This window comes from Polaromonas sp. P1_F1 (assembly GCF_056405795.1).
Window position 1 is genome coordinate 101,809 of the sequence record NZ_JBFUBJ010000008.1, and the last position, 24,696, is coordinate 126,504.

At 63.5% G+C, this 24,696-nt stretch carries 22 protein-coding genes; 12 read left to right on the forward strand and 10 right to left on the reverse strand.

Features of this window, described 5'->3' with window-relative positions:
* Positions 1-6: 6 nt before the first annotated feature.
* From AC1DZE_RS19390 to AC1DZE_RS19430, 9 genes are all read right to left on the reverse strand, one after another.
* Positions 7-1,104, reverse strand: coding sequence for an imelysin family protein (locus AC1DZE_RS19390; RefSeq protein ID WP_477673081.1), 1,098 nt, complete (start codon positions 1,102-1,104; stop codon positions 7-9).
* A gap of 5 nt (positions 1,105-1,109) precedes the next feature.
* Positions 1,110-2,579, reverse strand: a complete 1,470-nt coding sequence (locus tag AC1DZE_RS19395; RefSeq protein ID WP_477670163.1) for a di-heme oxidoreductase family protein — start codon at positions 2,577-2,579, stop codon at positions 1,110-1,112.
* Positions 2,580-3,725 (reverse strand): imelysin family protein, encoded by a 1,146-nt coding sequence (locus AC1DZE_RS19400; RefSeq protein ID WP_477700461.1) that lies wholly within the window; start codon positions 3,723-3,725, stop codon positions 2,580-2,582.
* A gap of 180 nt (positions 3,726-3,905) precedes the next feature.
* Positions 3,906-5,237: a cation:proton antiporter gene (locus AC1DZE_RS19405; protein WP_477670162.1), complete on the reverse strand. Its 1,332-nt coding sequence runs from the start codon at positions 5,235-5,237 to the stop codon at positions 3,906-3,908.
* 185 nt (positions 5,238-5,422) lie between these two features.
* Positions 5,423-6,628 carry a phospholipase A gene (locus tag AC1DZE_RS19410; protein WP_477673391.1) on the reverse strand — a complete coding sequence of 402 codons (1,206 nt, stop codon included), beginning with the start codon at positions 6,626-6,628 and terminating at the stop codon, positions 5,423-5,425.
* A gap of 24 nt (positions 6,629-6,652) precedes the next feature.
* The gene (locus AC1DZE_RS19415; RefSeq protein WP_477670160.1) at positions 6,653-7,039 is read right to left on the reverse strand and encodes a hypothetical protein; all 387 of its coding nucleotides are present in this window, start codon (positions 7,037-7,039) and stop codon (positions 6,653-6,655) included.
* Positions 7,040-7,445: 406 nt separating this feature from the next.
* On the reverse strand, positions 7,446-9,539 hold the full coding sequence (locus tag AC1DZE_RS19420) for an ATP-dependent helicase (RefSeq protein WP_477670159.1): 2,094 nt from the start codon (positions 9,537-9,539) through the stop codon (positions 7,446-7,448).
* Positions 9,540-9,810: 271 nt separating this feature from the next.
* A complete protein-coding gene (locus AC1DZE_RS19425; RefSeq protein WP_477670158.1) occupies positions 9,811-10,674 on the reverse strand; it encodes an IclR family transcriptional regulator in 864 nt (287 codons plus the stop codon).
* 236 nt (positions 10,675-10,910) lie between these two features.
* Positions 10,911-11,195 (reverse strand): hypothetical protein, encoded by a 285-nt coding sequence (locus AC1DZE_RS19430; RefSeq protein ID WP_477670157.1) that lies wholly within the window; start codon positions 11,193-11,195, stop codon positions 10,911-10,913.
* Positions 11,196-11,216: 21 nt separating this feature from the next.
* Here AC1DZE_RS19430 and AC1DZE_RS19435 point away from each other — a divergent pair, with 21 nt between their 5' ends.
* From AC1DZE_RS19435 to AC1DZE_RS19490, 12 genes are all read left to right on the forward strand, one after another.
* On the forward strand, positions 11,217-12,755 hold the full coding sequence (locus AC1DZE_RS19435) for a sugar ABC transporter ATP-binding protein (protein ID WP_477670156.1): 1,539 nt from the start codon (positions 11,217-11,219) through the stop codon (positions 12,753-12,755).
* A 22-nt stretch (positions 12,756-12,777) separates the two neighbouring features.
* Complete coding sequence (locus AC1DZE_RS19440) at positions 12,778-13,773, forward strand: ABC transporter permease (RefSeq protein WP_477670155.1); 996 nt, start codon at positions 12,778-12,780, stop codon at positions 13,771-13,773.
* A gap of 108 nt (positions 13,774-13,881) precedes the next feature.
* Complete coding sequence (locus tag AC1DZE_RS19445; protein ID WP_477670220.1) at positions 13,882-14,826, forward strand: substrate-binding domain-containing protein; 945 nt, start codon at positions 13,882-13,884, stop codon at positions 14,824-14,826.
* Between the two features lie 78 nt (positions 14,827-14,904).
* Positions 14,905-16,185 (forward strand): L-fuconate dehydratase, encoded by a 1,281-nt coding sequence (locus tag AC1DZE_RS19450; protein ID WP_477670154.1) that lies wholly within the window; start codon positions 14,905-14,907, stop codon positions 16,183-16,185.
* Positions 16,186-16,246: 61 nt separating this feature from the next.
* Positions 16,247-17,029: an L-fucose dehydrogenase gene (locus AC1DZE_RS19455; RefSeq protein WP_477672002.1), complete on the forward strand. Its 783-nt coding sequence runs from the start codon at positions 16,247-16,249 to the stop codon at positions 17,027-17,029.
* Between the two features lie 194 nt (positions 17,030-17,223).
* Complete coding sequence (locus AC1DZE_RS19460; protein WP_477670152.1) at positions 17,224-18,285, forward strand: porin; 1,062 nt, start codon at positions 17,224-17,226, stop codon at positions 18,283-18,285.
* A 221-nt stretch (positions 18,286-18,506) separates the two neighbouring features.
* A complete protein-coding gene (locus tag AC1DZE_RS19465) occupies positions 18,507-19,460 on the forward strand; it encodes an AEC family transporter (protein ID WP_477670151.1) in 954 nt (317 codons plus the stop codon).
* A gap of 174 nt (positions 19,461-19,634) precedes the next feature.
* Positions 19,635-20,072 carry a YciI family protein gene (locus AC1DZE_RS19470; RefSeq protein WP_477672003.1) on the forward strand — a complete coding sequence of 146 codons (438 nt, stop codon included), beginning with the start codon at positions 19,635-19,637 and terminating at the stop codon, positions 20,070-20,072.
* A gap of 65 nt (positions 20,073-20,137) precedes the next feature.
* Positions 20,138-20,911 carry a YciI family protein gene (locus tag AC1DZE_RS19475; protein ID WP_477670149.1) on the forward strand — a complete coding sequence of 258 codons (774 nt, stop codon included), beginning with the start codon at positions 20,138-20,140 and terminating at the stop codon, positions 20,909-20,911.
* A gap of 174 nt (positions 20,912-21,085) precedes the next feature.
* Positions 21,086-21,622 carry an SRPBCC family protein gene (locus AC1DZE_RS19480; protein WP_477670148.1) on the forward strand — a complete coding sequence of 179 codons (537 nt, stop codon included), beginning with the start codon at positions 21,086-21,088 and terminating at the stop codon, positions 21,620-21,622.
* A gap of 37 nt (positions 21,623-21,659) precedes the next feature.
* On the forward strand, positions 21,660-22,100 hold the full coding sequence (locus AC1DZE_RS19485) for a YciI family protein (RefSeq protein ID WP_477670147.1): 441 nt from the start codon (positions 21,660-21,662) through the stop codon (positions 22,098-22,100).
* Positions 22,101-22,106: 6 nt separating this feature from the next.
* On the forward strand, positions 22,107-23,405 hold the full coding sequence (locus tag AC1DZE_RS19490; RefSeq protein ID WP_477700448.1) for an RNA polymerase sigma factor: 1,299 nt from the start codon (positions 22,107-22,109) through the stop codon (positions 23,403-23,405).
* A gap of 7 nt (positions 23,406-23,412) precedes the next feature.
* Here AC1DZE_RS19490 and AC1DZE_RS19495 read toward each other — a convergent pair whose 3' ends face one another.
* Positions 23,413-24,687, reverse strand: a complete 1,275-nt coding sequence (locus tag AC1DZE_RS19495) for an MFS transporter (protein ID WP_477672005.1) — start codon at positions 24,685-24,687, stop codon at positions 23,413-23,415.
* Positions 24,688-24,696 lie beyond the last annotated feature (9 nt).

The following is a 24,696-nucleotide window of genomic DNA, read 5'->3' on the forward strand; positions in this document are numbered from 1 at the left end:
AAATTCCTAGTCGCCGTCGGCGTCTGAAAAGCCGATGCTCACTTCCAGCGCTGGCGCGATGTCGGCTTCCGCGAGTTTTTTCAGGTCGGCCAGTGAACGCCCGGCGCTGCCCATGCCGGTCTTGTTGACGGGCGATGCGCTTTGCATGGCTTTGTCGGCTTTGTTCACCGCTTGCGCGAGCTGGTTGGCCGGCTCGTTGCGGCCGAGCCCGCGCAAATAGGTTTCCAGCGGTGCCAGGCCGGCACCGGGTAGCGGTGCTTCACGCGCCTGTGACGCGCCCAGTGTGCGCAGCGCCTGCCATTGCGCGGCCCAGCGCGCTGCAGTCTGGCCGCTGGCGCTGCGCGCATAAGCGGCGTTGCGGTTACCTTGCGCCCCGGCCATGCGGGGCTTTTCCATCTCGGCCCAGCGCAGGCGTTCCAGCGAGCCGGTCCACTGGTTGACCAGCTCGCTCATCGCCGGCCCATTGCTTTCTTCCGATTCGCCGGGTTGGCGCGCTGCCAGCTCGCCGAAGGCTTTGGCCAGCGTGTCAGCTTCGCGCTGGATATCGGCAGCCACCTGCACGGCGTAGCGGCACGCCGGCATGTCGGGTACTGACGACGAAACAGGCTGGCTCCACAGCAGCCATTCGAGCGCCGGCAAGCCCTTGGCCGGCGTGCCTATGCTTTCCATCGCGGCGGCATCTTGCGGCGCTGACTGAATCGCCCGCTTGATGAGCTCGGGCCGCGTCGGCGAAAAGTCGATCTGCCGCGCGGAGCGCCGCTGCACCAGCGGGCCGATTTGCACGCCGCTCAAGCGGTCCCAGGCGAGCGCGGTGGTTTTCCAGCGATCGCGGGCCTGCTCCAGTCGGGCAGCGGCAGTGTCTGCATTCGCATCGCACACCGCAGAGACCGCTGACGGCAAGGCACCGGCCTGTTCGGCAAACGCAGCGGCCTGCGGCGCGTACCAAAAGCGATAGACGCCGCGCATGAAATCACCCGCCGTATAGAACGGCACGGCAACGTTGGGCGCGACGGTTTGCGCGTGCAGGGCGCCGCAGGCCAGCAGGGAAAGCACGCCAGCTACAGCCAGCAGGGCAGGCCGGCATGGAGGGCGAAGCGTATTCATGAGGCTCATAACGACTCGAGAAATTTCACCAGCGCGGCGCGTTCCTGCGCATTCATCCGCAGGACTTTGTCCTTGCTGGCTTTGGCTTCGCCGTCGTGCCACAGCACGGCTTCCAGCGCGCCGCGCGCGCGGCCGTCGTGCAGAAGACGGTTGTGGCCGTTCACGTCGGGCACCAGGCCGATGCCCCACAGCGGCGGCGTGCGCCACTGGCGGCCATCGGCCAGGAAGTCGGGCCGGCCGTCGGCCAGGCCTTCGCCCATGTCGTGCAGCAGCAGGTCGGTGTAGGGCCAGATGGTCTGGCCTTGCACGGCCTTGCTGCCCAGCCGCGGAAACGGGCTTTCGCCGGTGACGTAGCTCGGGCGGTGGCAGGCGGCACACTGCGCTTGGGCAAACAGTTTCTGGCCGCGCACCACCTGGGCATCGCGCGGATTGCGGCGTGCCGCCGGTGCCAGCGTGGTTTCATAAAACACCACGTCATTGAATGTTTTTTCGTCAATCTCGCTCGCCTTGCCCTGTGCGCCGCGCGGCGCCGCCAGGCAGTCTTTCTGGGCGGCCGTGCATGTCTCTTTCGGAAAGACCGGCGAGGTGATGCCCATGTCGCCGAGGAAGGCGCCGGCGGTCTGGTGCGCCAGCGTGGCGACGTTGGCCTTCCAGCCGAAGCGGCCTGTGCGCATCTGCTGCGTCGGCGCGTCCCACACCTGGTTGACGACGCCACGCACCGGACTGTCGGAGGCGGCCTGCTCGCGCGCATTGCGCAGGATTTCCGCTTCAGGAATCGCTTCGAGCAAACCCACGCCGGCCATCTGCGGCGCGATGCGCGGGCTCACCATCACATCTTTGGCCATCGGGCCGTAGTTGAGTTTGCTGAAACCGTAGCGGGGCTTTTGCAGCTGGTAGGGTGTGCCGTCGGCGAACTTGCCGCGCACCACGTCGTAGCGCAGGGATATCTGCCCCTCGGGCATCACGCCCTGCACCGCGAAATTGGAAAACTGGTCGCCGTATACCGGGTCCGGCAGCGGCCCGCCGTGCGCGTCCTTGCCCGGCACCGACAGGCGCAGCAGCAGGCCGACCGGCTGGTCGGCCAGGCCGCGGTTGAAGTCGGGCGGTGCGCCGCGCCCGTCCTGCACATGGCAGCCGCCACAGGAGCGGGCGATGAAGTGCGGGCCGAGGCCGTCACGCGCGGTGGTGGAGGAGGGCGCCTGCACCCAGTTGCGCTTGAAGAAAGAATTGCCGATGACAAAACGCGTGCGTTCCTCGTCGCCCAGGTTGGCCAGCGGAAATGAAAACGCGTTGTGGCCGGTGGCAAACACCGTGGTGTCGCCGCCGGTTTTCTCGTCGTCGGGCGCCGTGCCGGCTTGCGCACCCGGCCCTGCCGACGCCCAGAAGGCCAGCCCTGCCAGTCCCGCTGCGGCCATGCAGGCAAGCACTACACGCGCAGGGCGCGCGACCATCCGGGACGAAGCAGCGTCGGCCATTTAAGGTTTGACCAGGGTCAGCTTGGTGATGCCGGCGGCGTTGGCGGCTTCCACCAGGTCCTTGCTTTGCTGCACCAGGCTGTCGACGGTTTTTTGCACGCGCAGCCGGCCGGGTGCGTCTTTGGCGCCGACGATTTCGCGGTCAAACGGTGCCTGAATGCCTTCGGCGGTGGCGACGGATGCTGCGATCTGCTTGCTGGTGCGGTCTGCCAGTGCCGGGTTTTTCACCGCCACCAGGTCACGCAGCGACGGGCCGGCCAGCGTCGTGCCGTCGGCGCGCTTGTACTGGCCCAGCCAGGCGTTCTGGATGCCTTTGGCGTTGTTCACCACATCGCGGTGCGTGTTGTCGGAAAAGCATGAGTGCTCATCTTCCTGGTCCTGGCTGGCCAGGGCGACTTCGAGGCGTTCACCGGCGAGTTCACCGCGCGAAAGCGAGCCCAGGCCGACAAACATCTTGCGCACCGACTCCATGCCGCCGCGCTCGAACTTCGCGCGGTAGGAGGTCGACGTGGGCGCCCAGGCTTTGGTGAGGATTCCGAGGTCATCGACCAGCAGTTCGGTCACCACCTTGAGGTATTGGCGGCGGCGGTCGGCGTTGGGTTTCTTGCCGTCCACAAAATCTTCAAACGAACGGTTGCCTGGGCCGGTGGTGCTCAGGTCCTGGCCCCACAGCAAAAATTCAATCGCGTGCCAGCCGGTGGCGATGTTTTCTTCGCCGTTGCGCTCGTTCAGGCTGGCCAGCCGCTTTTTGTTGATCACGGCCTTGCGGTTGTTGATGATGCCGGCGTTGGGCGCGTCCTTCACGTAGTCGACATAGGACTCGTCCATGGGCCAGGCATTGATGCGGCCTTCGGGGCCGTTCTTGTCATCGATCGGGCCGCCGTAAAAACGGAAGGCCTCGGTCTGGCCGTAATACTCGCGCGCGTCCAGCCAGGCCTTGCGCGCCGCCTTGAGGCCATCGTCCGACGGTGCGTCGGTAAAAGCCTGCACCGCTTTTTGCAGGATGAGCGTGCTGGCCAGCGTGTCGTCATAGTTTGATTGCACCAGGTGGGCATAATGCTTTGCCACGGCGGCCGCCGTGGTGGCTGGTGCCGCCACTGTGCCAGGCTCGGTACCAGCCGCTGCCGTTGCTGCGGGCTGGGCCATGGCCGGCACGGCAAGCAGGGCCACCAGGGCGGCAAGGATGGCGGGTTTGATTGCTGGTTTCACGACGACTCCTGTGTCTTTGTTAATCGGTCAAAGTGTGATTATACAAATGAGAATCGTTATCGTTATCAATAACGTGACATTCTGTGAGGCTGTGCGGACGCCCGCCGGACCGCTTGTTCAGGGCCTGCGGCGTTTGCCCGGTTTGCGCGCCTCATAGCGTTTCATCAGCGGCGTGACAGAAATGCCATGGGCAATCACCGAGGCGACGACCACCGCGAGCGTGATGGAAAGCAGCCGCTGCGCGAGCGCGGGCGGGAGGTGGTGGTTGATGGCGTAGAGCAGGTAATACAGCGAGCCGATGCCGCGAATGCCGAACCAGGCCATCAGGCGGCGCTGCGAACCCCTGACCGGCGTTCCCAGCAGTCCGATAAAAACCGCCGCCGGCCGGATCACCAGGAACAGCGCCGGGATAAACCACAGCACTTCAGGGCGAAAGCGTGTGGTGGCGACCAGCACCCCCACGGCCAGCACGATGGCGACTTCCACAAAACTTTCCAGCTGGCTGTTAAAGCGCTCTACTGCGCGCATCATGTGGGCGGGCGCTTCCGCGCCCGAGGCTTCCTGGTCATCGGGGCTCAGCGTTTCGTCGGGCGCGGCCGCAGCCTGGGGCGCGGGCCGCGCATCGGGCTCGTCGATGCGGCGCAGCGCCAGGCCCGCCGTAAACACCGCCAGGAAGCCGTAGGTGTGAAAGAGCAGCGCCAGGCCGTACGTCAACCCGATGAGCCCCAGCGCGATGAATTCGTCGGAGCCCAGCGCTTCGCGGTGGCGCATGCGCAGGTAAAGAATGGCGCGGCCCACCAGCGTGCCGAGCAGCCAGCCCAGGGCCAGGCCGCCGGCCACGGCCCACAGCACATCGACGGCCCACCAGCGCCAGCCGCCTTCGCCGAGTTCGTGCAGGCCCAGCAGGCCCAGCCCAAGCATCACAAACGGAAATGCGGTGCCGTCGTTCAGGCCGCCTTCACCGGTGAGACCGAAACGCAGGCGGTCGCGGTCGCCCGGGTTGGCCACCTGCACGTCGGAGGCCAGCACCGGGTCGGTCGGTGCGAGGATGGCGCCCAGCAGCACAGCGGCGCCCACGGGCAGATCCAGCACATAAACGCCCAGTGCGGTGATGGCGGCCACGGTGACCACCATCGACACGGTTGCGAGTTGCACCGGAATGCGCCAGCGCCCATCCCGCACGCGGAACTCGAGCTTCATGCCGGCGGTGAACAGTGAGATCAGCACGGCCACCTCCGTGAGGCGCTCCAGCAGCACCGTGTTCTTGAGGGCGTCGAGTTTGAGCAGCCCCAGCCCGACGGGACTGACCGCCAGGCCGACGCCGAGGTACAGCATGGCGGCGCTCAGCGGAAGCCGCGCAATGAAAGAGCCGCCCAGAGTCATGGCAATCAGCAGCGCACCGGCCACGATGCAGGCCAGCGTGAAGGTGGTGGGCTCGGCAAAAGTCATCGCCCCACCTTACGGCAAGCGGGGGCGTTGCGGTATCAGCCGACGCGCCGTTGCCGTGGTGCCTGGATGCGCCTGGCAGACACGTTTGCGCCCCATTCCTCAAGCGAAAAGCGCTCCGGGGCTAATAAATACCAGCGCAAACAGCTATAAAAACCATAGCAAGCCGCGGAATGTCGTTCCAGCGCCTACCAGTCCACCAGGCTCAGGCCGATGCTCAGAACATTGCGCTTTCGGTTGTAGTCCACAAGGCTGTCACCGTAGCCGCTGAAAAGCTGCACGTGATAACGCAGGCCGGTGTAGTTGGGCGACGAGGCCGGCGCCATCATCCAGTCAAACCGGGCCGAGCCGCGGGCTTCCTTGCGCAGCGAGTGGCGCAGCGTGACGCCCACGGTGTTGGCCTTGTTGATCTGCCAGCTGCCCGTGACTTCTGCGCGGCCCACATAGTTTTCGATGCCGGGGTTGTCGTCATTGCCCGAGGACTCCTTGAGCCGGTCCCAGATGCGCCCCTGCAGGATCAGGCCTGAGTCCTGGCCCAGTGTTTTCTCGGCGGCGCCCATCAGGTAGACGCGGTTCCAGCTGCGTGATAGCGGCAGCGACTGGCCATTGGACTGGTGCACCAGCCCCAGGCCCGAGAGCCGGTAGTTCCAGCCACCGGCCAGCGGAATCTGGTGCGGGTAGATGTAGATCACCTCGGGCTCGTGGTCGGTGGTGCGAAACGGCCGCGAGATGCTGCCGTTGAACAGCTGCCAATAGCTTTGCTGCGTGTAGCCGAACCAGACCGAGTCATGGTCGTCGTCGTCGTTGTCGCCGCTTTTCAGCAGGCCTTTGGCGACCTTGGTGCGCACCGACAGCTGGATTTTGTTTTCAGTGCGCATATAGGGCACGGAGGTCAGCGCGGTATGCCCTGCGGAGGGTGATGAGGGCTGTGTGTTCACGCTGTCGGCGGTGGAGACGGCCAGCGTGATTGGCCGGTAACCGCGCAGCGAGAAGGTGTCGCAGTCGGTGCCGCGCTGCAGTTCCCAGAAGCGGGACAGTTCCGAGTACCTGGTGTTTTTGCAGCCGATCGGCTTGCCGTCCGGCGCTTCGGTGTTCAGTGATGGCAGCAGCAGCACCGGGGTGGCCGGCTGGCCGGTCTGGACATTGGCCGGCGCTGTGGTCAGGCTGGGCGCCGGTGTGTTGGCGGGCGTTTGCGCATCGGCCCATTGCTGGAAGCAGGTGAGCTGCGCCGCAGGGTCGCCCTTCATGGCCTGACAGGTTTGCCAGCCTGTGCTGGATGGGCGGTTTGCCAGCGTGGCCTGTGCATGTGCCGCAGCCGTGGTGCCAAGACCCAGGAGGGCCGGAAGCACCGTGCAAAGCGATGCAGCAGCAGGATTGAGAGATTTCAGTGGCATGGTCGGTCTTGAAAATTGCGCTGTTCAGGGCAGCCGGGTCAGCGTAAAAGGCACATCGGGTGCATTGTCCGGGGCGCTGCTGCTGGTGTCTTTCCAGGTGCCCTTGAAGGCCTTGCCGCAAGAACCTTCGACCATTTCGCCGTTCCAGGTGCCGGTGATGCTGACATTGTCGGAGGACTCGTCGAGCAGCAACATGCCGCCCTCCAGGTCACCGGCCAGTGCTGCCTTGGCCGCATGTCCGGCAATGGCTTTGGAACCGGCGGCCGGCCCCAGATCGCGGCTCACGATGCCGGCCAGGCTTTCGGCGAATTCGGCATGCCGTTCCAGCAGCATGGTGGCGCGGGCCGGCAAGCCGGCAGGTGGGCGGTCAAAGCGCACGGCCCACAGGCCATGGAGTTGCGCGGCTTTCATCTCCGTGGCGGCCGGGCACGTGGCGTCAGGTTTCGTTTGGGCCGTAGCGCTAGCGGATACTGCGCAAGCGGCGATTAAAAAAAGAGCGGGTCGAAGAAAAAGCAAAGTCATGAACAAGTGAGTGCACGGCCTGGCCGTGCAGTACGGGCTGTAGCAACGCAGCAAGGCGGACGGAGCGGCCAAGGCTGCAGTGCAGGGGGTGAAACGGAAAACTCGGGCACGCGAGTGCGGGGTTGATGCAACGCGCAGGCCGTGGAGCTTGCGCACTATCTCATGAATAGATCTCAATCAGGTAAAGCACCGGTAAAAACCCGCGGCCTGAAACTGTTTGTAACCACAGCACTGAAAACGCCTTCATGCGGCCCGGCACCTGATCTCGCGCCGTTAACCACGGAACAGGGCTGCGCTAGCGCGTCTCTGCCGCCGCTGCTGCCGCCGCAATCCCGTCCGCTGACTTCTTCGCAAATTCCGCGCGCAAGGCCTTGAGCTTTTCTCGCGGGTCTTCTTTCACCGTGGCTTTGTCCAGTGCCATCTCGGCGATGAAGCGGCTGGGTGCGCCGGGAATCATGTCGCGGCCCTTCTTGCGTTTGCGCAGCCAGTTCACAGCCAGCGTGCGCTGCGCGCGGGTGATGCCCACATACATCAGGCGGCGCTCTTCCTGCAGGCGCAACGCGATGCTGTCGGTATTGACTCCGTCATCGTCTTCCAGCTTGAAGGGCAGCAGGCCTTCGTTCACGCCGGCCAGCACCACGTGCGGCCACTCCAGGCCCTTGGCGGCATGCAGGGTAGAGAGCGTCACCACGTTCTGGTCGCCTTCGCGTTCGCTGATGGTGGAGAGCAGCGCAATGGTTTGCACCACTTCGAGCATGGTTTTGGTTTCGGCGGCCACCACGGCGCCTGAGGCGTCATCGATCTGCCCGCCGCAGCGCTGGGCCACCCAGTCGCAAAAATCCATCACGTTGGTCCAGCGCGCGGCTGCGAGTTTTTCGCTGTCTTCGCCGTCGTAGAGGTGCTTCTCGTAGTCGATTTCCTTGAGCCAGTCGTTCAGGAAAACGCGCGCGTCTTCCGCACCCACAGTGCGCTTGGCGCGGTACTCAAGATCGTTGAGGTAGCGGCCAAACTCGTGCAGCGAGCCCACCGCCTTGGCCGGCAGCACCGAGCCCAGCGAGTTACTGAAGAGTGCCTCAAACAGGCTTTGCTTTGACTGGCTCGCGAAGGTGCCGAGTGCGCCCAGCGTGGTGTGGCCGATGCCGCGCTTGGGTGTGGTCACCGCGCGCATGAATGCCGGGTCGTCATTGTTGTTGACCAGCAGCCGCATCCAGCAGCACAGGTCCTTGATTTCGGCACGGTCAAAAAAACTTTGACCGCCCGAGACCTTGTACGGAATGTTGGCTTTGCGAAAGGCCTTCTCGAAAGGCTTGGCCAGGTGGTTGGCACGGTACAGCACGCAAAAATCTTTCCACTCCTTGTACTGCCCGCCTTCTGCCTGCAAGCTGCCTTCGGCGCGCAGGCTCTGGATGCGGGCCACCACGCGCTCGGCTTCGTGCTCTTCGCTGTCGCAATCGATCACGCGCACCGGCTCGCCTTCGCCGAGCTCGCTGAACAGCGTCTTGGGAAACAGCTTGGGGTTGGGGCCGATCACGTTGTTGGCCGCGCGCAGGATGGCGCTGGTGGAGCGGTAGTTCTGCTCGAGCTTCACAACCTTGAGGTTGGGATAGTCCTGCGGCAGCTTTTTCAGGTTGTCCAGCGTGGCACCGCGCCAGCCGTAAATCGACTGGTCATCGTCGCCCACCGCGGTGAAGCGGCCGCGCGGGCCGACGAGCAGCTTGAGCATCTCGTACTGCGTGGCGTTGGTGTCCTGATATTCGTCGACCAGCACATGGCCCAGCGATTGCTGCCATTTTTCGCGCACGTTGTCGTGCTCGCGCAGCAGCTTGAGCGGCAGGCCGACCAGGTCGTCGAAGTCGACGCTCTGGTAGGCGGTCAGGCGCTCTTCGTAGTGCGCCATGACGCGGGCAATGGCGCGCTCTTCGTCGCCATTGGCCTGCGCCAGGGCTTCGGCTGCGTTGAGGCCCATGTTCTTCCACAGGCTGATGGTCCATTGCCATTGCCGCGCCGTGGCCGCATCGGTGCTGCCGCCGGCGTCCTTGATGATGCTGGTCACGTCGTCGCTGTCGAGAATCGAGAACTGGGGTTTGAGGCCCAGCGCCGCGCCGTCCTGGCGCAGCATGCGCACGCCCAGCGCGTGGAAGGTACAGACCAGCACGCCTTTGGCGCTTTTGCCGATCAGCGCCTTGGCCCGCTCGCGCATTTCGGCGGCGGCTTTGTTGGTGAAGGTGATCGCGGCAATCTGTTCGGGCTTGAGGCCGGACTGGATCAGCCGGCCTATCTTGTGCGTGATAACCCGCGTCTTGCCGGAACCTGCGCCCGCCAGTACCAGGCAGGGACCATGCAGGTAGTTCACGGCTTCTTGTTGGGCGAGGTTCAGGCCGTGGGTCATGAAAAGAATCGGTTCCAGGGGAAAAATGCGCGGGACCGGCCTTGTCAGGTACTGCCGGTGAACGGCAAATCATAGCGGCTGCCCCCTTTGGGGCAGGCAACGTGGCTTGGCCCAGGCTGCCGGTTTCATGCCGGGCGCTTTGGCTGGATGAAAAAAGACCGCGCCCGCACGGAACCACCCCAAGCCCCGGATTCAAGCAATAAATGCTTGCGGCGCAATGCTGGTCTGCGCAAGCAGCTATCGAATCAATAGCATACGAGCAAGCACGGCTTCATGCGTTCCGGCTCGCCGGGGCGAACCCACCTTGCGTCAACGACAGTGCCTGGGCTGCCTGCTGCAGTAGCAGGCGCACGGTTTTCTGGTCGGGGCCGACGTGGCGGTCTATGCGCCGCACGTAAGGGCAGGTCAACGCGGCCAGGGCGCTGTGGTCGGGCCCGAAGATGGGGCAGGAGATATCGGCCACGCCGAAAGACTGCAGGCTGTCGCGCTCGAAATAGCCTTGCTCCCGGATGACACCGAGGGCGGCAGCCAATGCATCGGACCCGATCGGCACTTCGCCTTCGAGTGCGGTGTGCTGGGCCAGCATTTGCTGAGCCTGGCTGGCATCTGCGAAAGCCAGCAACACCCGGCCCGAGGCGGTATCGACCAGCCCGACATGCACGCCCACGCGGATCGTCATGCTCCAGGTGCCGGGGCCGTTGACCTGCGCGGTGATCAGCACATTGCCCTGGTCGTAAACGCCCATGTGGCAGGCCTGCTCAGCCTTGTGCGCAAAGGCCTCCATGATGGGAATGGCCTGGGTCACCAGCCGGTTGAGCGGTGGATGCATGTGCGCCAGCGTGAAGAGTTTCAGGCTCAGCGAATAGCGGTCGCCCGAGAGCGAACGCATGACATATTGCCGTGCCACCAACCGCTCCAGCATGCGGTAGATCTCGCTCGCGTTGCGGTCCATTTCCTTGACGATCTCCGCGCGCGTCAGGCCCTGCGGCTGGCGAGCCAGCAACTCAAGGATGTCAAGGCCCTTATCAAGCGCCGGTGCCCGGTAGCGGTCGTCGGCAAGAGGCGGGGGTGCGGTGGCGCCGGCGTCGTTCGTGTTCTGGTCATTCGTCGGGAGAACGGAATATTTTTGTGTCATGGCGGCAGGGTGGGTGAGGTCGAAGGCATTGCAATTTTGATATGTAACGCAGCGCTCTTGATATGGCACGCGGCGCTCGCGAAGACTTTCGCCTTCATTGTTTTGGATTTATTTACTTTTGCACTTAATGTTCATCAATAAATTAAATCCTGACTTAGGGAAAGTCCGGAGCTTGGAAAGATGAGCAAATTTCTATGATTCACACCGCTTCGATCCATAAGTGAATAGATTGTTCATCAATGAACCATTTGTAACAATAAGTTTCCTGATTTTGGTGCCTTCGCCTCATTGAACGGTTCCTTCAACGCAAAAAGGTTTTTTGTCATGCACCCAGGAAGTTTGGAAGGAAAAACAGTATCGATCTGCGCGGCCGCCCAAGGCGTCGGCCAGGCCCGTACGCCGGTTTGCCTGGCCCCGGGTGATTCCGGGCGTTGCTGCAGCGCCTGGTTGGGGCGCACTCCGGGCCAGTCGATGGGCCGTCTGGCCACGGTCAACGACATCGCGCCGATCTGAGCGAGCACCGCGCCTGTCCGGAACCGCCCATGACACCTCTTGTGAGCATCAGCAACCTGTGCAAATCCTTTCCGGGAGTGCGCGCGTTGCACAACGCCAGGCTTGAGGTTGCCGCAGGCGAGGTGCATGCGCTGATGGGCGAGAACGGCGCCGGGAAATCGACCCTGATGAAAGTGCTGGCCGGGGTCTACCAGAAGGATGCGGGCGAGATCAGCATCGACGGTCAGGCGGTCGAGATTGCCAGCCCGCGCGCTGCGCAGGCGCTGGGCATCGGCATCATCCACCAGGAACTCAACCTGATGAGCCATCTGAGCGTGGCGCAGAACATCTTCATCGGACGCGAGCCGCTCGGGCGGCTTGGGCTGTTCATCGATACCGAGAAGATGGCCCGCGACACGAAAGCGATTTTCGACCGCCTGAACCTGAACCTGGAACCGCACACGCTGGTTTGCGACCTGACGGTGGCGCGCCAGCAAATGGTCGAGATCGCCAAGGCGCTGTCATTTGACTCGCGCGTGCTGATCATGGATGAGCCCACTGCCGCGCTGAACAATGCCGAAATCGACGACTTGTTCCGCATCATCGGCCAGCTCAAGCGCCACGGCGTTGGCATCGTGTACATCTCGCACAAGATGGACGAGCTCAAGCGCATCTCGGACCGCGTGACAGTGATGCGCGACGGCCAGTACATCGGCACCGTGCCGACTGCCACCACCAGCATGGACACCATCATCGGCATGATGGTCGGGCGCGCCCTGCTTGAAGACGAGAGGCCGCCGGCAACCGATCAGGGCCGGGAGACCGTGCTGGAGGTGCGCGGGCTTAATCGCGGCCGTACGATCAAGGATGTCAGCTTCACCGTGCGCAAGGGCGAAATCCTCGGGTTTGCCGGCCTGATGGGAGCGGGCCGGACCGAAGTGGCGCGTGCCGTGTTCGGCGCCGACAAAAGGGATTCAGGGGAGATCTGGGTCAGGGGCCGCCAGGTCGGGGTGCATAGCCCGGCCGACGCGGTTGAGCACGGCATCGGCTACCTGTCGGAAGACCGCAAGCACTTCGGTCTGGCCACCGGCATGGATGTGCAGACCAACATTGTGCTGTCGAGCTTGCGGCGGTTCTTGAGCTTCGGGTTCCTTCTCAGGCCCGCTGCCATACAGGACACGGCTGCGAAGCTGATCGCGCAACTGGGCATCAAGACCCCAAGCGCGCTGCAGAAAGTGGCGCTGCTGTCGGGGGGTAACCAGCAAAAAATCGTCGTCGCCAAATGGCTGGTGCGCGACTGCGAGATCCTGTTTTTTGACGAGCCTACGCGCGGCATTGACGTGGGCGCCAAGAGCGAAATCTACAAGCTGCTCAATGCGCTGGCGGCCCAGGGCCGTGCCATCGTGATGATCTCCTCCGAACTGCCCGAGGTGCTGCGGCTGAGCCACCGCATCGTGGTGATGTGCGAGGGCCGCATCACCGGCGAGCTGGTCGCACGGGACGCGACCCAGGAAAAAATCATGCAGCTCGCCACCCAGCGCGAAGCCCCGGCTGCCGTTTCCGGCATGGTTGCCGCTGCTGCTTTTTAAAAAAACGCCGGAACCATCACCCATGACCGTCTCCAAGTTGCTGCAAGGTTTCAAAACTGCAGCTTTTAGCAGCAACACCCGTCAAAAGCTGTTGGCATTTGCCAGCTTGCTGGGGTTGCTGATTTTCTTCAGCATGGCCTCGTCCAGCTTCATGCAGACCGACAACATGGTGGGCATTTTGCAGGCCACTGCGGTTAACGGCGTGCTGGCCATCGCCTGCACCTTTGTCATCATCACCTCGGGCATCGACCTGTCGGTGGGCACCTTGATGACCTTTTGCGCCGTCATGGCCGGGGTGGTGCTGACCTATTGGGGCCTGCCCTTCTACCTGGGCGTGCTGGCTGCCATTTTCTTCGGTGCGTTCTCTGGCTTCACCTCGGGCATGCTGATTGCCAAGCTGAAGATCCCGCCGTTCATTGCCACGCTGGGCATGATGCTCATGCTCAAAGGCCTGTCGCTGGTCATCACCCAATCCAAGCCAATCTATTTCAACGACACGCCGGAGTTCTCGGTCATTTCCCAGGAGTCGTTGATCGGTTATTTCCTGCCCGATCTGCCCATCCCCAATGCGGTGCTGATCCTGTTTGTGGTGGCGGTGGTATCCAGCCTGATCCTGAACAAGACAGTGCTGGGGACCTACACCTTCGCACTGGGCAGCAACGAAGAGGCGGTACGCCTGTCGGGCGTGAATGTGGACCGCTGGAAGATCATTGTCTACACGCTCAGCGGCGCGATTTGCGGCGTGGCCGGGCTGCTCATCGCTTCGCGCCTGAATTCCGCGCAGCCGGCGCTGGGCCAGGGCTACGAGCTGGATGCGATTGCCGCCGTCGTGATCGGAGGCACTTCGCTCAGCGGCGGGGCCGGCACGATTCTGGGCACCATCATCGGCGCCTTCATCATGAGTGTGCTGACCAACGGGCTGCGCATCATGTCGGTGGCACAGGAGTGGCAGACGGTGGTGACGGGCCTGATCATCATCGTGGCGGTGTATGCCGATATTTTGCGAAAGCGCAAGTAAATGAAAGCAAGTGCAGTTTTTATCAAAGAGAAGCCCAAATCCCACCCATGCCAACGTCTGATTTTTGATACCCCATAGCAAACCCCATAACGATCGGAGACAAACATGATTTTGAAACGCACACTTTTGAGCCTCGCACTGGGCCTTGGCCTGGCTTCTACCTTGAGCACGACGGCGCTGGCTGCCGACGAGATCTACATTCCCATGATCTCCAAGGGCTTTCAGCACCAGTTCTGGCAAGCCGTCAAGGCCGGCGCCGAGCAGGCCGGCAAGGACTACAAGGTCAAGGTGACCTTCGAAGGCCCCGAGAGCGAGAGCATGGTGGACAAGCAGATCGACATGTTCGCGGCGGCGCTGGCCAAAAAGCCGTCGGCCATCGGCTTTGCCGCGCTGGACAGCAAGGCATCGATCCCGCTGCTGAAAAAGGCCCAGGCCGCCAAGATCCCGGTCATCGCATTTGACTCGGGCGTGGACAGCGATATTCCGGTGACCACGACCACCACCAACAACGTGGCCGCCGCAGCCCTCGCCGCCGACAAGATGGCCGAGCTGATCGGTAAAAGCGGCGATGTCGCCCTCGTGGTGCATGACCAGACCAGCCGCACCGGCATCGATCGCACCGACGGATTTGTCAACCGTATCAAGTCAACCTATCCCAACATCAAGATCGTCAGCGTGCAGTACGGCGGCGGCGACCAGCTCAAATCGACCGAGATCACCAAGTCCATCCTGCAGGCCAACCCTAACCTCAAGGGAATTTTCGGCGCCAACGAAGGCTCGGCCATCGGTGCACTGAATGGCGCCAGGGAGATGAAGCGCAAGGTGGTGATCATCGGCTACGACTCCGGCAAGCAGCAAAAGGCCGCCATCATGGACGGCTCAATGGCCGGCGCCATTACCCAGAACCCGGTCGGCATTGGCTACAAGACGGTGGAGGCGGCGGTCAAGTCCCTCAAGGGCGAAAAGCTGCCCAAGGTCATCGACACCGGCTTTTACTACTACGACAAGACCACCATCAATGATCCCAAGATCGCTGCGGTTCTGTATGACTGATGGGTGCGGCGGCCTCAGGGCTACCACGCGCTGAAGCGCTTCTTCACCAGGCAAACAGCAATCCCCAGGCAATCCTTCATGAGCACTATCCAATCCATGCGTGTCGTCGATGTGCGCTTTCCCACGTCGCGGCATCTCGACGGCTCGGACGCGATGAATCCGGACCCGGACTATTCGGCCGCCTATGTGGTGCTGGAAACCGGTGAGCCGGGGCTTGAAGGCCATGGCCTGACCTTCACCATCGGCCGCGGCAATGAAATCTGCTGTGCCGCCATCGAAGCCATGCGCCACCTGGTGGTCGGTCTCGACATGGACTGGGTGACCGAAGACATGGGCCGCTTCTGGCGTTACATCACCTCGGACAGCCAGCTGCGATGGATCGGCCCCGACAAGGGCGCGATCCACCTGGCGACTGCCGCCGTGGTCAATGCCGTGTGGGACCTGTGGGCCAAGCAGGAGGGCGTGCCGGTGTGGAAGCTGGTGGCCCGCATGAGCCCGGAAGAGATCGTCAGGCTGATCGACTTCCGCTACATCACCGACTGCATCACGCCGGCCGAAGCGCTGGCGCTGTTGACGCGCCAGGCCGCCGGCAAGGACGCGCGCCTGAAGACGCTCGAGCAGGAAGGCTACGCCTGCTACACCACTTCCGCCGGCTGGCTGGGCTATGACGACGAAAAGCTCAGGCGCCTGGCCCAGGAGGCGGTGGACGCCGGCTTTTCGCACATCAAGCTCAAGGTGGGCCGCGACCTGCAGGACGACATCCGGCGGGTGCGCGTCGCCCGCGAGGTGCTCGGCCCCGACCGCACCCTGATGATCGACGCCAACCAGGTGTGGGATGTCAACGAGGCGATTGAGTGGCTGGGCCACCTGGGCTTTGCCAAGCCCTGGTTCATCGAAGAGCCGACCAGCCCCGACGACATCGAGGGTCACCGCCGCATCCGCGAGGCGGTGAAGGGCGACATGCAGGTCGCCACCGGCGAGATGTGCCAGAACCGCGTCATGTTCAAGCAGCTCATCATGCAGGGCGCCATTGACGTGGTGCAGATCGACGCCTGCCGCCTGGGCGGGGTCAACGAGGTGCTGGCCGTGATGTTGATGGCGGCCAAATATGGGCTCAAGGTTTGTCCGCATGCCGGCGGGGTCGGCTTGTGCGAATACGTGCAGCACCTGTCGATGATCGATTACCTCTGCATCGCCGGTACCAAGGAAGGCCGGGTGATCGAATACGTGGACCACCTGCACGAGCATTTCGTGGACCCCTGCGTGATTCGCCATGCCGCCTACATGCCGCCGCAACGGCCAGGTTATTCGATTGAGATGAAGCGCGAGTCGCTGGCGCAGTACGCCTTCAAGGGCTGATGGCCGCTACACACCCTCGGCTGAGCCTGACCATAACCAACATCTGACACCGGAGCCCTTGATGAATTTGCACCTTCAAAACAAGATTGTCATTGTCACCGGCGGGGGCGCCGGAATTGGCGGGGCCATCAGCCTGCAGCTGGCGCGGGAGGGCGCCGTGCCGGTGATCTTCGGCCGCAGCCCCTTGTTGCCGGAATTTTCCGCGGCCTTGCGGGAGCTCGGTGCACGCCACGGGTTTTTCCAGCTCGACCTTGAAAGCGAATCGGCCTGCCGGACCGCGGTGCAGGGTGCCGTGGCCGAATTCGGCGGCATTGATGCGCTGGTCAACAACGCCGGCGTCAACGACAGCGTCGGCCTGGAGGCCGGCCCCGAGGCCTTCGAGCGCTCGCTGCAGTCCAACCTGATGCATTACTACCTGATGGCGCACCTGTGCCTGGACCAGCTAAAGGCCAGGCGCGGCGCCATCGTCAACATTTCCTCCAAGACGGCGCTCACCGGGCAGGGCAACACCAGCGGCTACGTCGCGGCCAAGGCGGCCCAGCTGGGGCTGACACGCGAATGGGCTGCCGCCCTGGCGCCACATGGCGTGCGGGTCAATGCGGTGCTGCCGGCCGAAGTCATGACGCCGCTCTATGAAACGTGGCTTAAGACCTTTGCCGACCCGGCAGCGGCGCTGGCCGACATCACGGCCCGGATCCCCCTGGGTCAGCGCATGACGACCGACCGCGAAATTGCCGACACGGTGGTGTTCCTGCTGTCCGATCGCGCCTCACACACGACGGGCCAGTGGATTCATCCCGATGGCGGTTATGTGCATCTGGACCGCGCCTTGCCTGTCGGCTGACCGCCATGAACAGACATCCATACGGCCAAAACGCCATGCGGCGCTGCCAGCTACCGAGCCCTGAAAAGCACGATGAAGCTCGCCGCAGATTTTCCCCGCCCGAACCGGGTTCGCTCTGGGCAGCCATGCCGGCGGATGGGCATATCCGGACTTTTTAACTGACTCAACCTAACCATAGCAAAGAGAGACAAATCATGAAAGCTGCTTTCCGTAGTGTGTACCTCGGTGTGGCCTGCGCGGCCGCGCTGGCGCCACAGTTGGCCTCGGCCCAGTCCAGTGTCACCATGTACGGACGTGCCGTATCAGGCCTGGCGTATATCGACCATGTGTATGACCCGGTGGCCAATGCCAGCTTCTCCAAAACCATGGTGGCCAGCAACCAGTGGGGCACCAGCATGTGGGGCATGAAGGGCAAGGAAGACCTGGGCGGCGGGCTGGCGGCCAACTTCCTTCTCGAAAGCGGGTTTGAACTGAAAAACGGCTCGGTCGGCTCGGCATTGTTCAACCGCCGCGCCTATGTCGGTCTGTCCAACGCCAGCTGGGGCAGCTTCCGTCTTGGCAAGAACCTGTTCATCAGCAACGACGTGTGGGACCTGGACCCGACCGGCCAACAGTGGGTGGGCAGCGCCACCCTGGTCAGGGGCCGCAGCTGGCCCGGTGCCAGCAACGTGGTCGAGTATTCAACGCCTGATATGGGCGGCTTCAGCGCCACCGGGCAAATCTCGTTTGGCGAACAGGCTGGAAACAGCAAGGCCAACCGCGGCGAGGGCATATCGATGACCTATGCGAACCAGGACCTGATGCTGCGCGCCATCTATTCAGAGCGCCGTAATGCTGCCGCCACCTTCACGGATGTTTTCAGCACCTCCAAGGAAACCATCATAGGCGGCACATACAAGTTCGGCCCGGCCAAGCTCTATGCGGCCTACGACTACATCACCGCACCCGACGCGGCCCTCACAGCCGCGTCCAAGCTCAAGCATGCCTGGGTTGGCGTTCGTTACGATGTGACGCCAGCGCTCACGCTGATCGGTTCGGTCTTCCACGTGAAGTCTGACCGGGTGGCCGGCAAGGCCACGCTGGGCATGGTGGGTGCGGACTACAGCATGTCCAAGCGCACGTTGCTGTACGCATCATTCGGCAGCGTCAGCAACTCCAGTGGTGCCAACTTCGGGGTGGACGGGGGCATCTCGGGAAATCCGAATGTCAACCAGGGGCAAAGAACCATTTACGCGGGCATTGCGCACAGCTTTTAAAGGGCAACGCCGCCGGGGGAGCTAGGCGCTCGGCGGCAGGCTGGCTGGGTCAGATCGGTATCACCTGACGCGGACCCGCTGGCCAACCATTTTTTGCTATTAAAAACATAGCTGCTCGCGCAGGCGCTGCCTGCGCCGCAGCTATTTTTTATGCTCAATCGATGTGCAAGCGGGACCGTGCTGCTCACTCGCACGCAAGGGCGTGGGCGACAATCAGTGCCGTGCTCCGCATTCTTTTCGTCACTTTCCCTTTTTTCGCCCTGGTGCTGTGCGGCTACCTTGCTGCACGCCGGGGCCTGCTCCCGCAGCTGGCCATTCCTGGCCTCAATACCTTCGTGTTGTATTTCGCATTGCCCTGCATGCTGTACCGCTTTGGCGCCGGCACGCCGATTGCGCAGCTGCTGGACGCGAGCCTGGTGGCGGTCTACCTGGTGTGCGCGTTGCTGATGGTGGCTTTCACCGTGATGCTCACGCGCAAGGGCCGTATTGCCTGGAACGATGCGTCTTTCGGTGCGCTGGTGGCGGCTTTCCCCAATACGGGCTTCATGGGCGTGCCGCTGCTGGTGGCACTGCTGGGCGCTCAGGCCGCCGGCCCGGCCATCGTCACCATCCTGGTTGACTTGCTCGTGACAAGCTCGCTGTGCATCGCGCTGTCGCGGCTGGACTCGGCCGACATTCATGGCGCAGAGGTTGCTGCGCAAAAAGCGCTCAAGGGCGTGGCGCTCAATCCCATGCCGTGGGCGATTGTGCTGGGCGCGCTATCGTCCGGGCTGGGTGTGATGTTGCCAGGGCCGGTGATGCAGACCGTCGGGCTGCTGGCCGATGCGGCCTCGCCTGTGGCGCTGTTCACCATTGGCGCGGTGCTGGCGCGCTCGCAGATGAACAGTACGGCTGCCACACCCCTGAAGGAGTATGTGCCGGTTGCGCTCATCAAACTGGTGGTGCACCCGGTATTGGTGGGCCTCGTCGGGTTGGGTGCCATCGCTGTGGGCGTGCCGCTGCAACCCTTCGCACTCACGGTCATCGTACTGGTGGCGGCGTTGCCCAGCGCCAGCAATGTGGCGCTGCTGGCCGAGCGCTTTGGCGCGGACAACGGCCGCATCGCGCGCATCATCCTGTTGTCGACGGTGCTGGCTTTTTTCAGCTTTTCGGCAGCAGTGACCCTGCTGACCTGAGCCAGGTACCAGGCCTTTTCGGCCGTCGTTACAAAAAAACCTGAAAAAAATGGTCCCGCGTTGTCGATTTCGCGCTTTCCGTTCGTCGTACCGGTAAGAGCAGGATTTTTCTGCCCGGGTTGTCCGGGCTCTCCGCTCCCAACGCAAACCTAACGCAACACCAAGGAGTCCGAAATGAAATTCATGGTCCTCATCAAAGCCGACAAACACAGCGAAGCCGGCGAAATGCCCAGCGAACAACTGCTGGCCGACATGGGCAAGTTCAACGAATCGCTGGTCAAGGCTGGCGTGATGCTGGCGGGCGAAGGCTTGCACCCCAGCGCCAAAGGCGCGCGCGTCAGGTTTTCCGGCAGCAAGCGCACCGTGATCGACGGGCCTTTCCCCGAAACCAAAGAGTTGGTCGCCGGTTTCTGGATGCTGCAAGTCTCGTCGAAAGAAGAGGCGATTGAGTGGATCAAACGCTGCCCCTTGCCGCCTGAGAGCGAGGCCGAAATCGAAATCCGCCAGGTGTTTTCGGCTGAAGACTTCGGCGCCGAATTCACGCCTGAACTTCGCGAAGCCGAAGAGCGCTTGCGCCAGCAGGTCGAAGCACAGACTGCCGCGAAGTCCTGAAAGCGGGCGCCTGGCTGCCGGGCCCGTGTTTGAGGTAAAAACCGGGTTCCAAGGAGACTTCACGCATGCAATACATGATCCTGCGCAAATCCGACGCGAGCACTGAAGCCGGCGAGCTGCCCAGCCCCGCACTGCTGGCCGCCATGGGCGCCTACAACGAAGAACTGGCCAAGGCCGGCATGCTGCTGGGCGGCGAGGGCCTGCAGGCAAGCTCAAAGGGCGCGCTCATCCGGTTTTCCGGTGGCAAGCCCACGGTCATCGATGGCCCCTTCACCGAAGCCAAAGAGCTGATCGCCGGTTTCACCATGATTGAGGCGGCTTCCAGGGGTGACGCACTGGAATGGCTTAAACGCTGGCCTCAAGAGGATGCGGATGGCAACACCTCGCTGGAAATCCGCGAGGGCGGTTGCCCCGGCGGCCTGCGCGGCGTCGCCGGGGAAGGCGCGCCGCCGCTGCCCGAGGGGTTCCGCCGCTTCATGATTTTGCTCAAGGCCAATGACCGCGCCGAAGCCGGCATCGTGCCCGACAGCCAGTGGCTGGGGCGCATGGCCCAACACAACGACGAAGCCGTCAAGGCTGGCGTGCTGCTCATGGGTGAAGGGCTCAAGCCCAGCGCCAGCGCGTCGCGCATGAAGTTCACCCGGGGCAAACCCAGCGTGATGGACGGGCCCTTCGCCGAAGCCAAGGAATTGCTGGCCGGTTTCTGGATCATCCAGGCGCGTTCGCTGCAGGCTGCGGTGGACTGGGCCTTGGCCTATCCCTTCCCGTTTCGCGATACGGAAGAGGTTGAGGTGGAAATCCGGCTGTTGTATGAAGCTGCCGATTTCGCACAGGCCTAGCGTTCTTGGCTTGGGTCAAAAAATAATTGAAATTTTTCGACCCGGCCTGTCGATTTCGGGTTTTTCGTTCGTCGTACCGGTGAGCAGACGCTTTTTGGAGGCCGGAAAGGGCCTGTGAATCCGGCGCTCGACCATTTACGAAGTGAACAAACACCAACTTAAAGGGATACAAACATGTTCAAGACCATCGCCATCATTGCGGCCGTCGCCATCGTGGTTTTCATCGTGGCCGTGCTGATACTGGCCTCCAACAAGCCAGACACCTTCCGCGTACAACGCCAGACCACCATCCAGGCGCCGCCCGAGAAAATCTTCCCGCTGATCAATGACTACAAACAGTGGGCCGCCTGGTCGCCCTGGGAGAAAAAGGACGCGGCCATGAAGCGCAGCTTCAGCGGTCCGGCCACCGGCAAGGACTCGGCCTACGCCTGGGAAAGCAAGGAAGTCGGCACGGGTGACATGCTGATCACCGAGTCCGTACCGTTTTCGCTCGTCAGGATAGACCTGAACTTCAGCAAGCCTTTTGAGGCCCATAACAAGGTGGTTTTTACCATCCAGCCGCAAGCCGGTGGCAGCGTCGTGAGCTGGGAGATGGCGGGCCCCGCGCCCCTGATGGCCAGGGTCATGCATGTCTTCTTCGATATGGACAAGATGGTGGGCAAGGATTTCGAAGCAGGCCTGGCCGACCTGAAGGCTGCTGCAGAAAAGTAAGCCCGGCTCACCCGCCCCACACTCAAGGAGTATTCAAATGCGATTCATGATGCTGATGATCCCCAAAGGCTACGAAACTGCCGACGCAGGCACCATGCCCAGCGCCGACGCCGTCGCCGCGATGATGAAATACAACGAGGAGCTGCAAAAAGCCGGCGTGCTGCTCGCGCTGGACGGCCTGCACCCACCCTCCATGGGCGCCCGCGTAACCTTTCCCGGTGGCAAGGCCCATGTCAAGGACGGCCCTTTTGCCGAAGCCCGTGAAGTGCTGGGCGGCTACTGGATGATCAACGTGGCCTCGCGCGAGGAAGCCATCAAGTGGGCAACGCGCTGCCCGGGCGGCGAGAACGAAATCATCGAAGTGCGGCAGGTGCAGGAGATGTCTGACTTTCCGCCTGACGTACAGGAGGCTGCCGCCGGTTTCGTCGAGATGCAACAAGCGCCGAGCGGGAAGAGCGCAAAAGGCAAGGGCGCCTGAAGCCGCATGGCGACGCATGAAACCCATCGCGCCATCGACGCCGTCTGGCGCATCGAGTCGGCCAAGGTCATCGCCAAGGTTGCACGCATGGTGCAGGAGGTGGGCCTGGCCGAAGAGATCGCGCAGGACGCGCTGGTCACGGCGCTGGAGCGCTGGCCGAAGATCGGCGTGCCGGACAACCCGGGCGCCTGGCTTATGGCCGTCGCCAAGCACCGGGCCATCGACTACCTGCGGCGGCGCAAGCTGCTGGCGCTCAAGCATGAAGAGCTGGGCCATGAACTCGAGCTGGAGCAGGAAATGGCTTTCGCCGATGTAGACGATCCCGGCTCTGGCGACGACGGCGCCGACGACTACGGCGACGACCTGTTGCGCCTGATCTTCACCGCCTGTCACCCGGTGCTGTCCACCGAGGCGCGCATTGCGCTCACGCTGCGGCTGCTGGGCGGCCTGAGCACCGACGAGATCGCGCGCGCCTTCCTGGTGCCTGAGCCCACGGTGGCCCAGCGCATCGTGCGTGCCAAGCGCACCCTGGCCGAGGCGCGCGTGCCCTTTGAAGTGCCTGGCCCTGAAGAGCGCGGCGCCCGGCTGGCTTCGGTGCTGGAAGTTATTTACCTGATCTTCAATGAAGGCTACTCAGCCACTTCGGGCGGCGACTGGATGCGGCCCGCGCTGTGCGACCAGGCCTTGCGACTGGGGCGCGTGCTGGCCGAACTCGCGACGCAGGAGCCTGAGGTTCACGGCCTGGTGGCGCTGATGGAAATCCAGGCCTCGCGCGCCAGGGCGCGCACCGGGCCTTCGGGTGAGCCCATCTTGCTGCTGGAGCAAAACCGGGCAAGCTGGGACCACATCCTGATACGCCGCGGCCTTGCGGCGCTGGCGCGTGCCGAGGCGCTGGGCGGTGCGCTGGGGCCGTATGCGCTGCAGGCCGCGATTGCCGCGTGCCATGCGCGTGCGCCCACGGGCGCCGACACCGACTGGCATCGCATCGCCGCGCTTTACGATGCGCTGGCGCAGCTCATGCCGTCACCGGTGGTGGAACTCAACCGCGCCGTCGCGCTGGCGATGGCTTTCGGCCCGGCGACGGGGCTGGAGGTGGCCGATGCGCTGCTGGCCGAACCCTTGATGAAAAACTACCATCTGCTGCCCAGCGTACGCGCCGACTTTTTGTTCAAGCTCGGCCGGCTCGAAGAAGCCCATGCGGAGTTCGAGCGCGCCGCGTCGCTCACCCGCAACCTGCGCGAGCGCGAACTGTTGCTGGCGCGCGCCRCAGCCTGCGCGCCGGGCTCCACACCGCGCCTTTCCTGACGCGTGTTTACGGTGCCGGCCTGCGGCCGCCCAGCATGCAGGCGATGGCCGCCAGCTGCAACAGCACGGTCGCGCCGAAGTAAAGGCCTGTGCCCGCACCGAGGTGCGCCGGACTCCCGCCGGCTGTGACCAGCAGCAGGCCAAACGTGGCCGGCGCCAGCGCCCACAGACCCTGCGACATGGCCACGATCAACGCGATCACCCGCGGAACATCGCCCTTGACGAACTCCACCTGTGCCACCAGCGGCGGCAGCGAAGTGGTGTTGCCGATACCGACGCCGAACAGCACCACGCCTGCAAGAATCAGCACGGTCTGGTGTTCCGCCGCACAAGCCAGCAGCAGTGAGCCGGTGATCTGCACCGCGTAGCTCACGCTGGCGACCAGTCGCCGGTCGGTATCCACCGGCATGCATTTGGCGACGATGGTGCGGCCGCCGATGGCGCAAGCGGTGGCCAACGCCATCGCCAGGCCCGCGCCTTGGGTGCTGAGCGCTGACACCAGCAGCGAATACAAATGCGTGATCAAGCCGGCCTGGGCAAACATGCTCAGCGCCATCGCCGCGGCCAGCGTACGAAAGCTGCGGTCTCGCCACAGCAGGCGGCCCGGCAAGGGTTTGGCATGCGCAGAGGTGACGGTGCGCAAGGGTGTGCCCGGTGCATCACCGTCAGGCTGCTGGCCCATGCGTTCCGGCGTTTGCGTGATGACGTAAAAACACAGGCAGACCACCACGGCCAGCATGGCCGCGCCCACCAGCAAGGTGGCGGCGGTAAAACCCAACGCGGCGATCAGCGCGCCCCATAGCGGTGAGAAAATCACACCGCCCAGGCTGGCGCCGTTGTAGGCCTTGGCCAGTGCCAGGGGCCGGCCACGCATAAACCAGGGCGAGATGATGGCGTTGATCCCCGCCGCGCCCATGGTGACCCAGCCGCCGCCCGTCAGCATGGCAGCCGCAAACAGTTGCCAGGGCTGTGCAGCCAGCGCCCAGCCCAGAAGTCCCAGTGCCAGCGCGGCGGCGCCCGCAGCGGTAGTGGCGGCGACGCCCAGCCGGGCGTGGATGCGCGGCAGGCAGGCCACCACGCCCGCGCCGAATAAAAAGTGAAAGGTCACGGCGCTTGATACCAGTGGCAACGCCCAGCCGGTGCGGGCGATCACCGCATGCAGAAAAATCGCCGGACTGTAAAAGCCTATGCCCCAACCGAAGATGGCCAACACAAAGGCGGCCCATACGACAGTGGTTCCGTAGAAGGCGCGCGGCGCCGGTGGCTGCAGGGTTGGGGTCATTGGCACTTT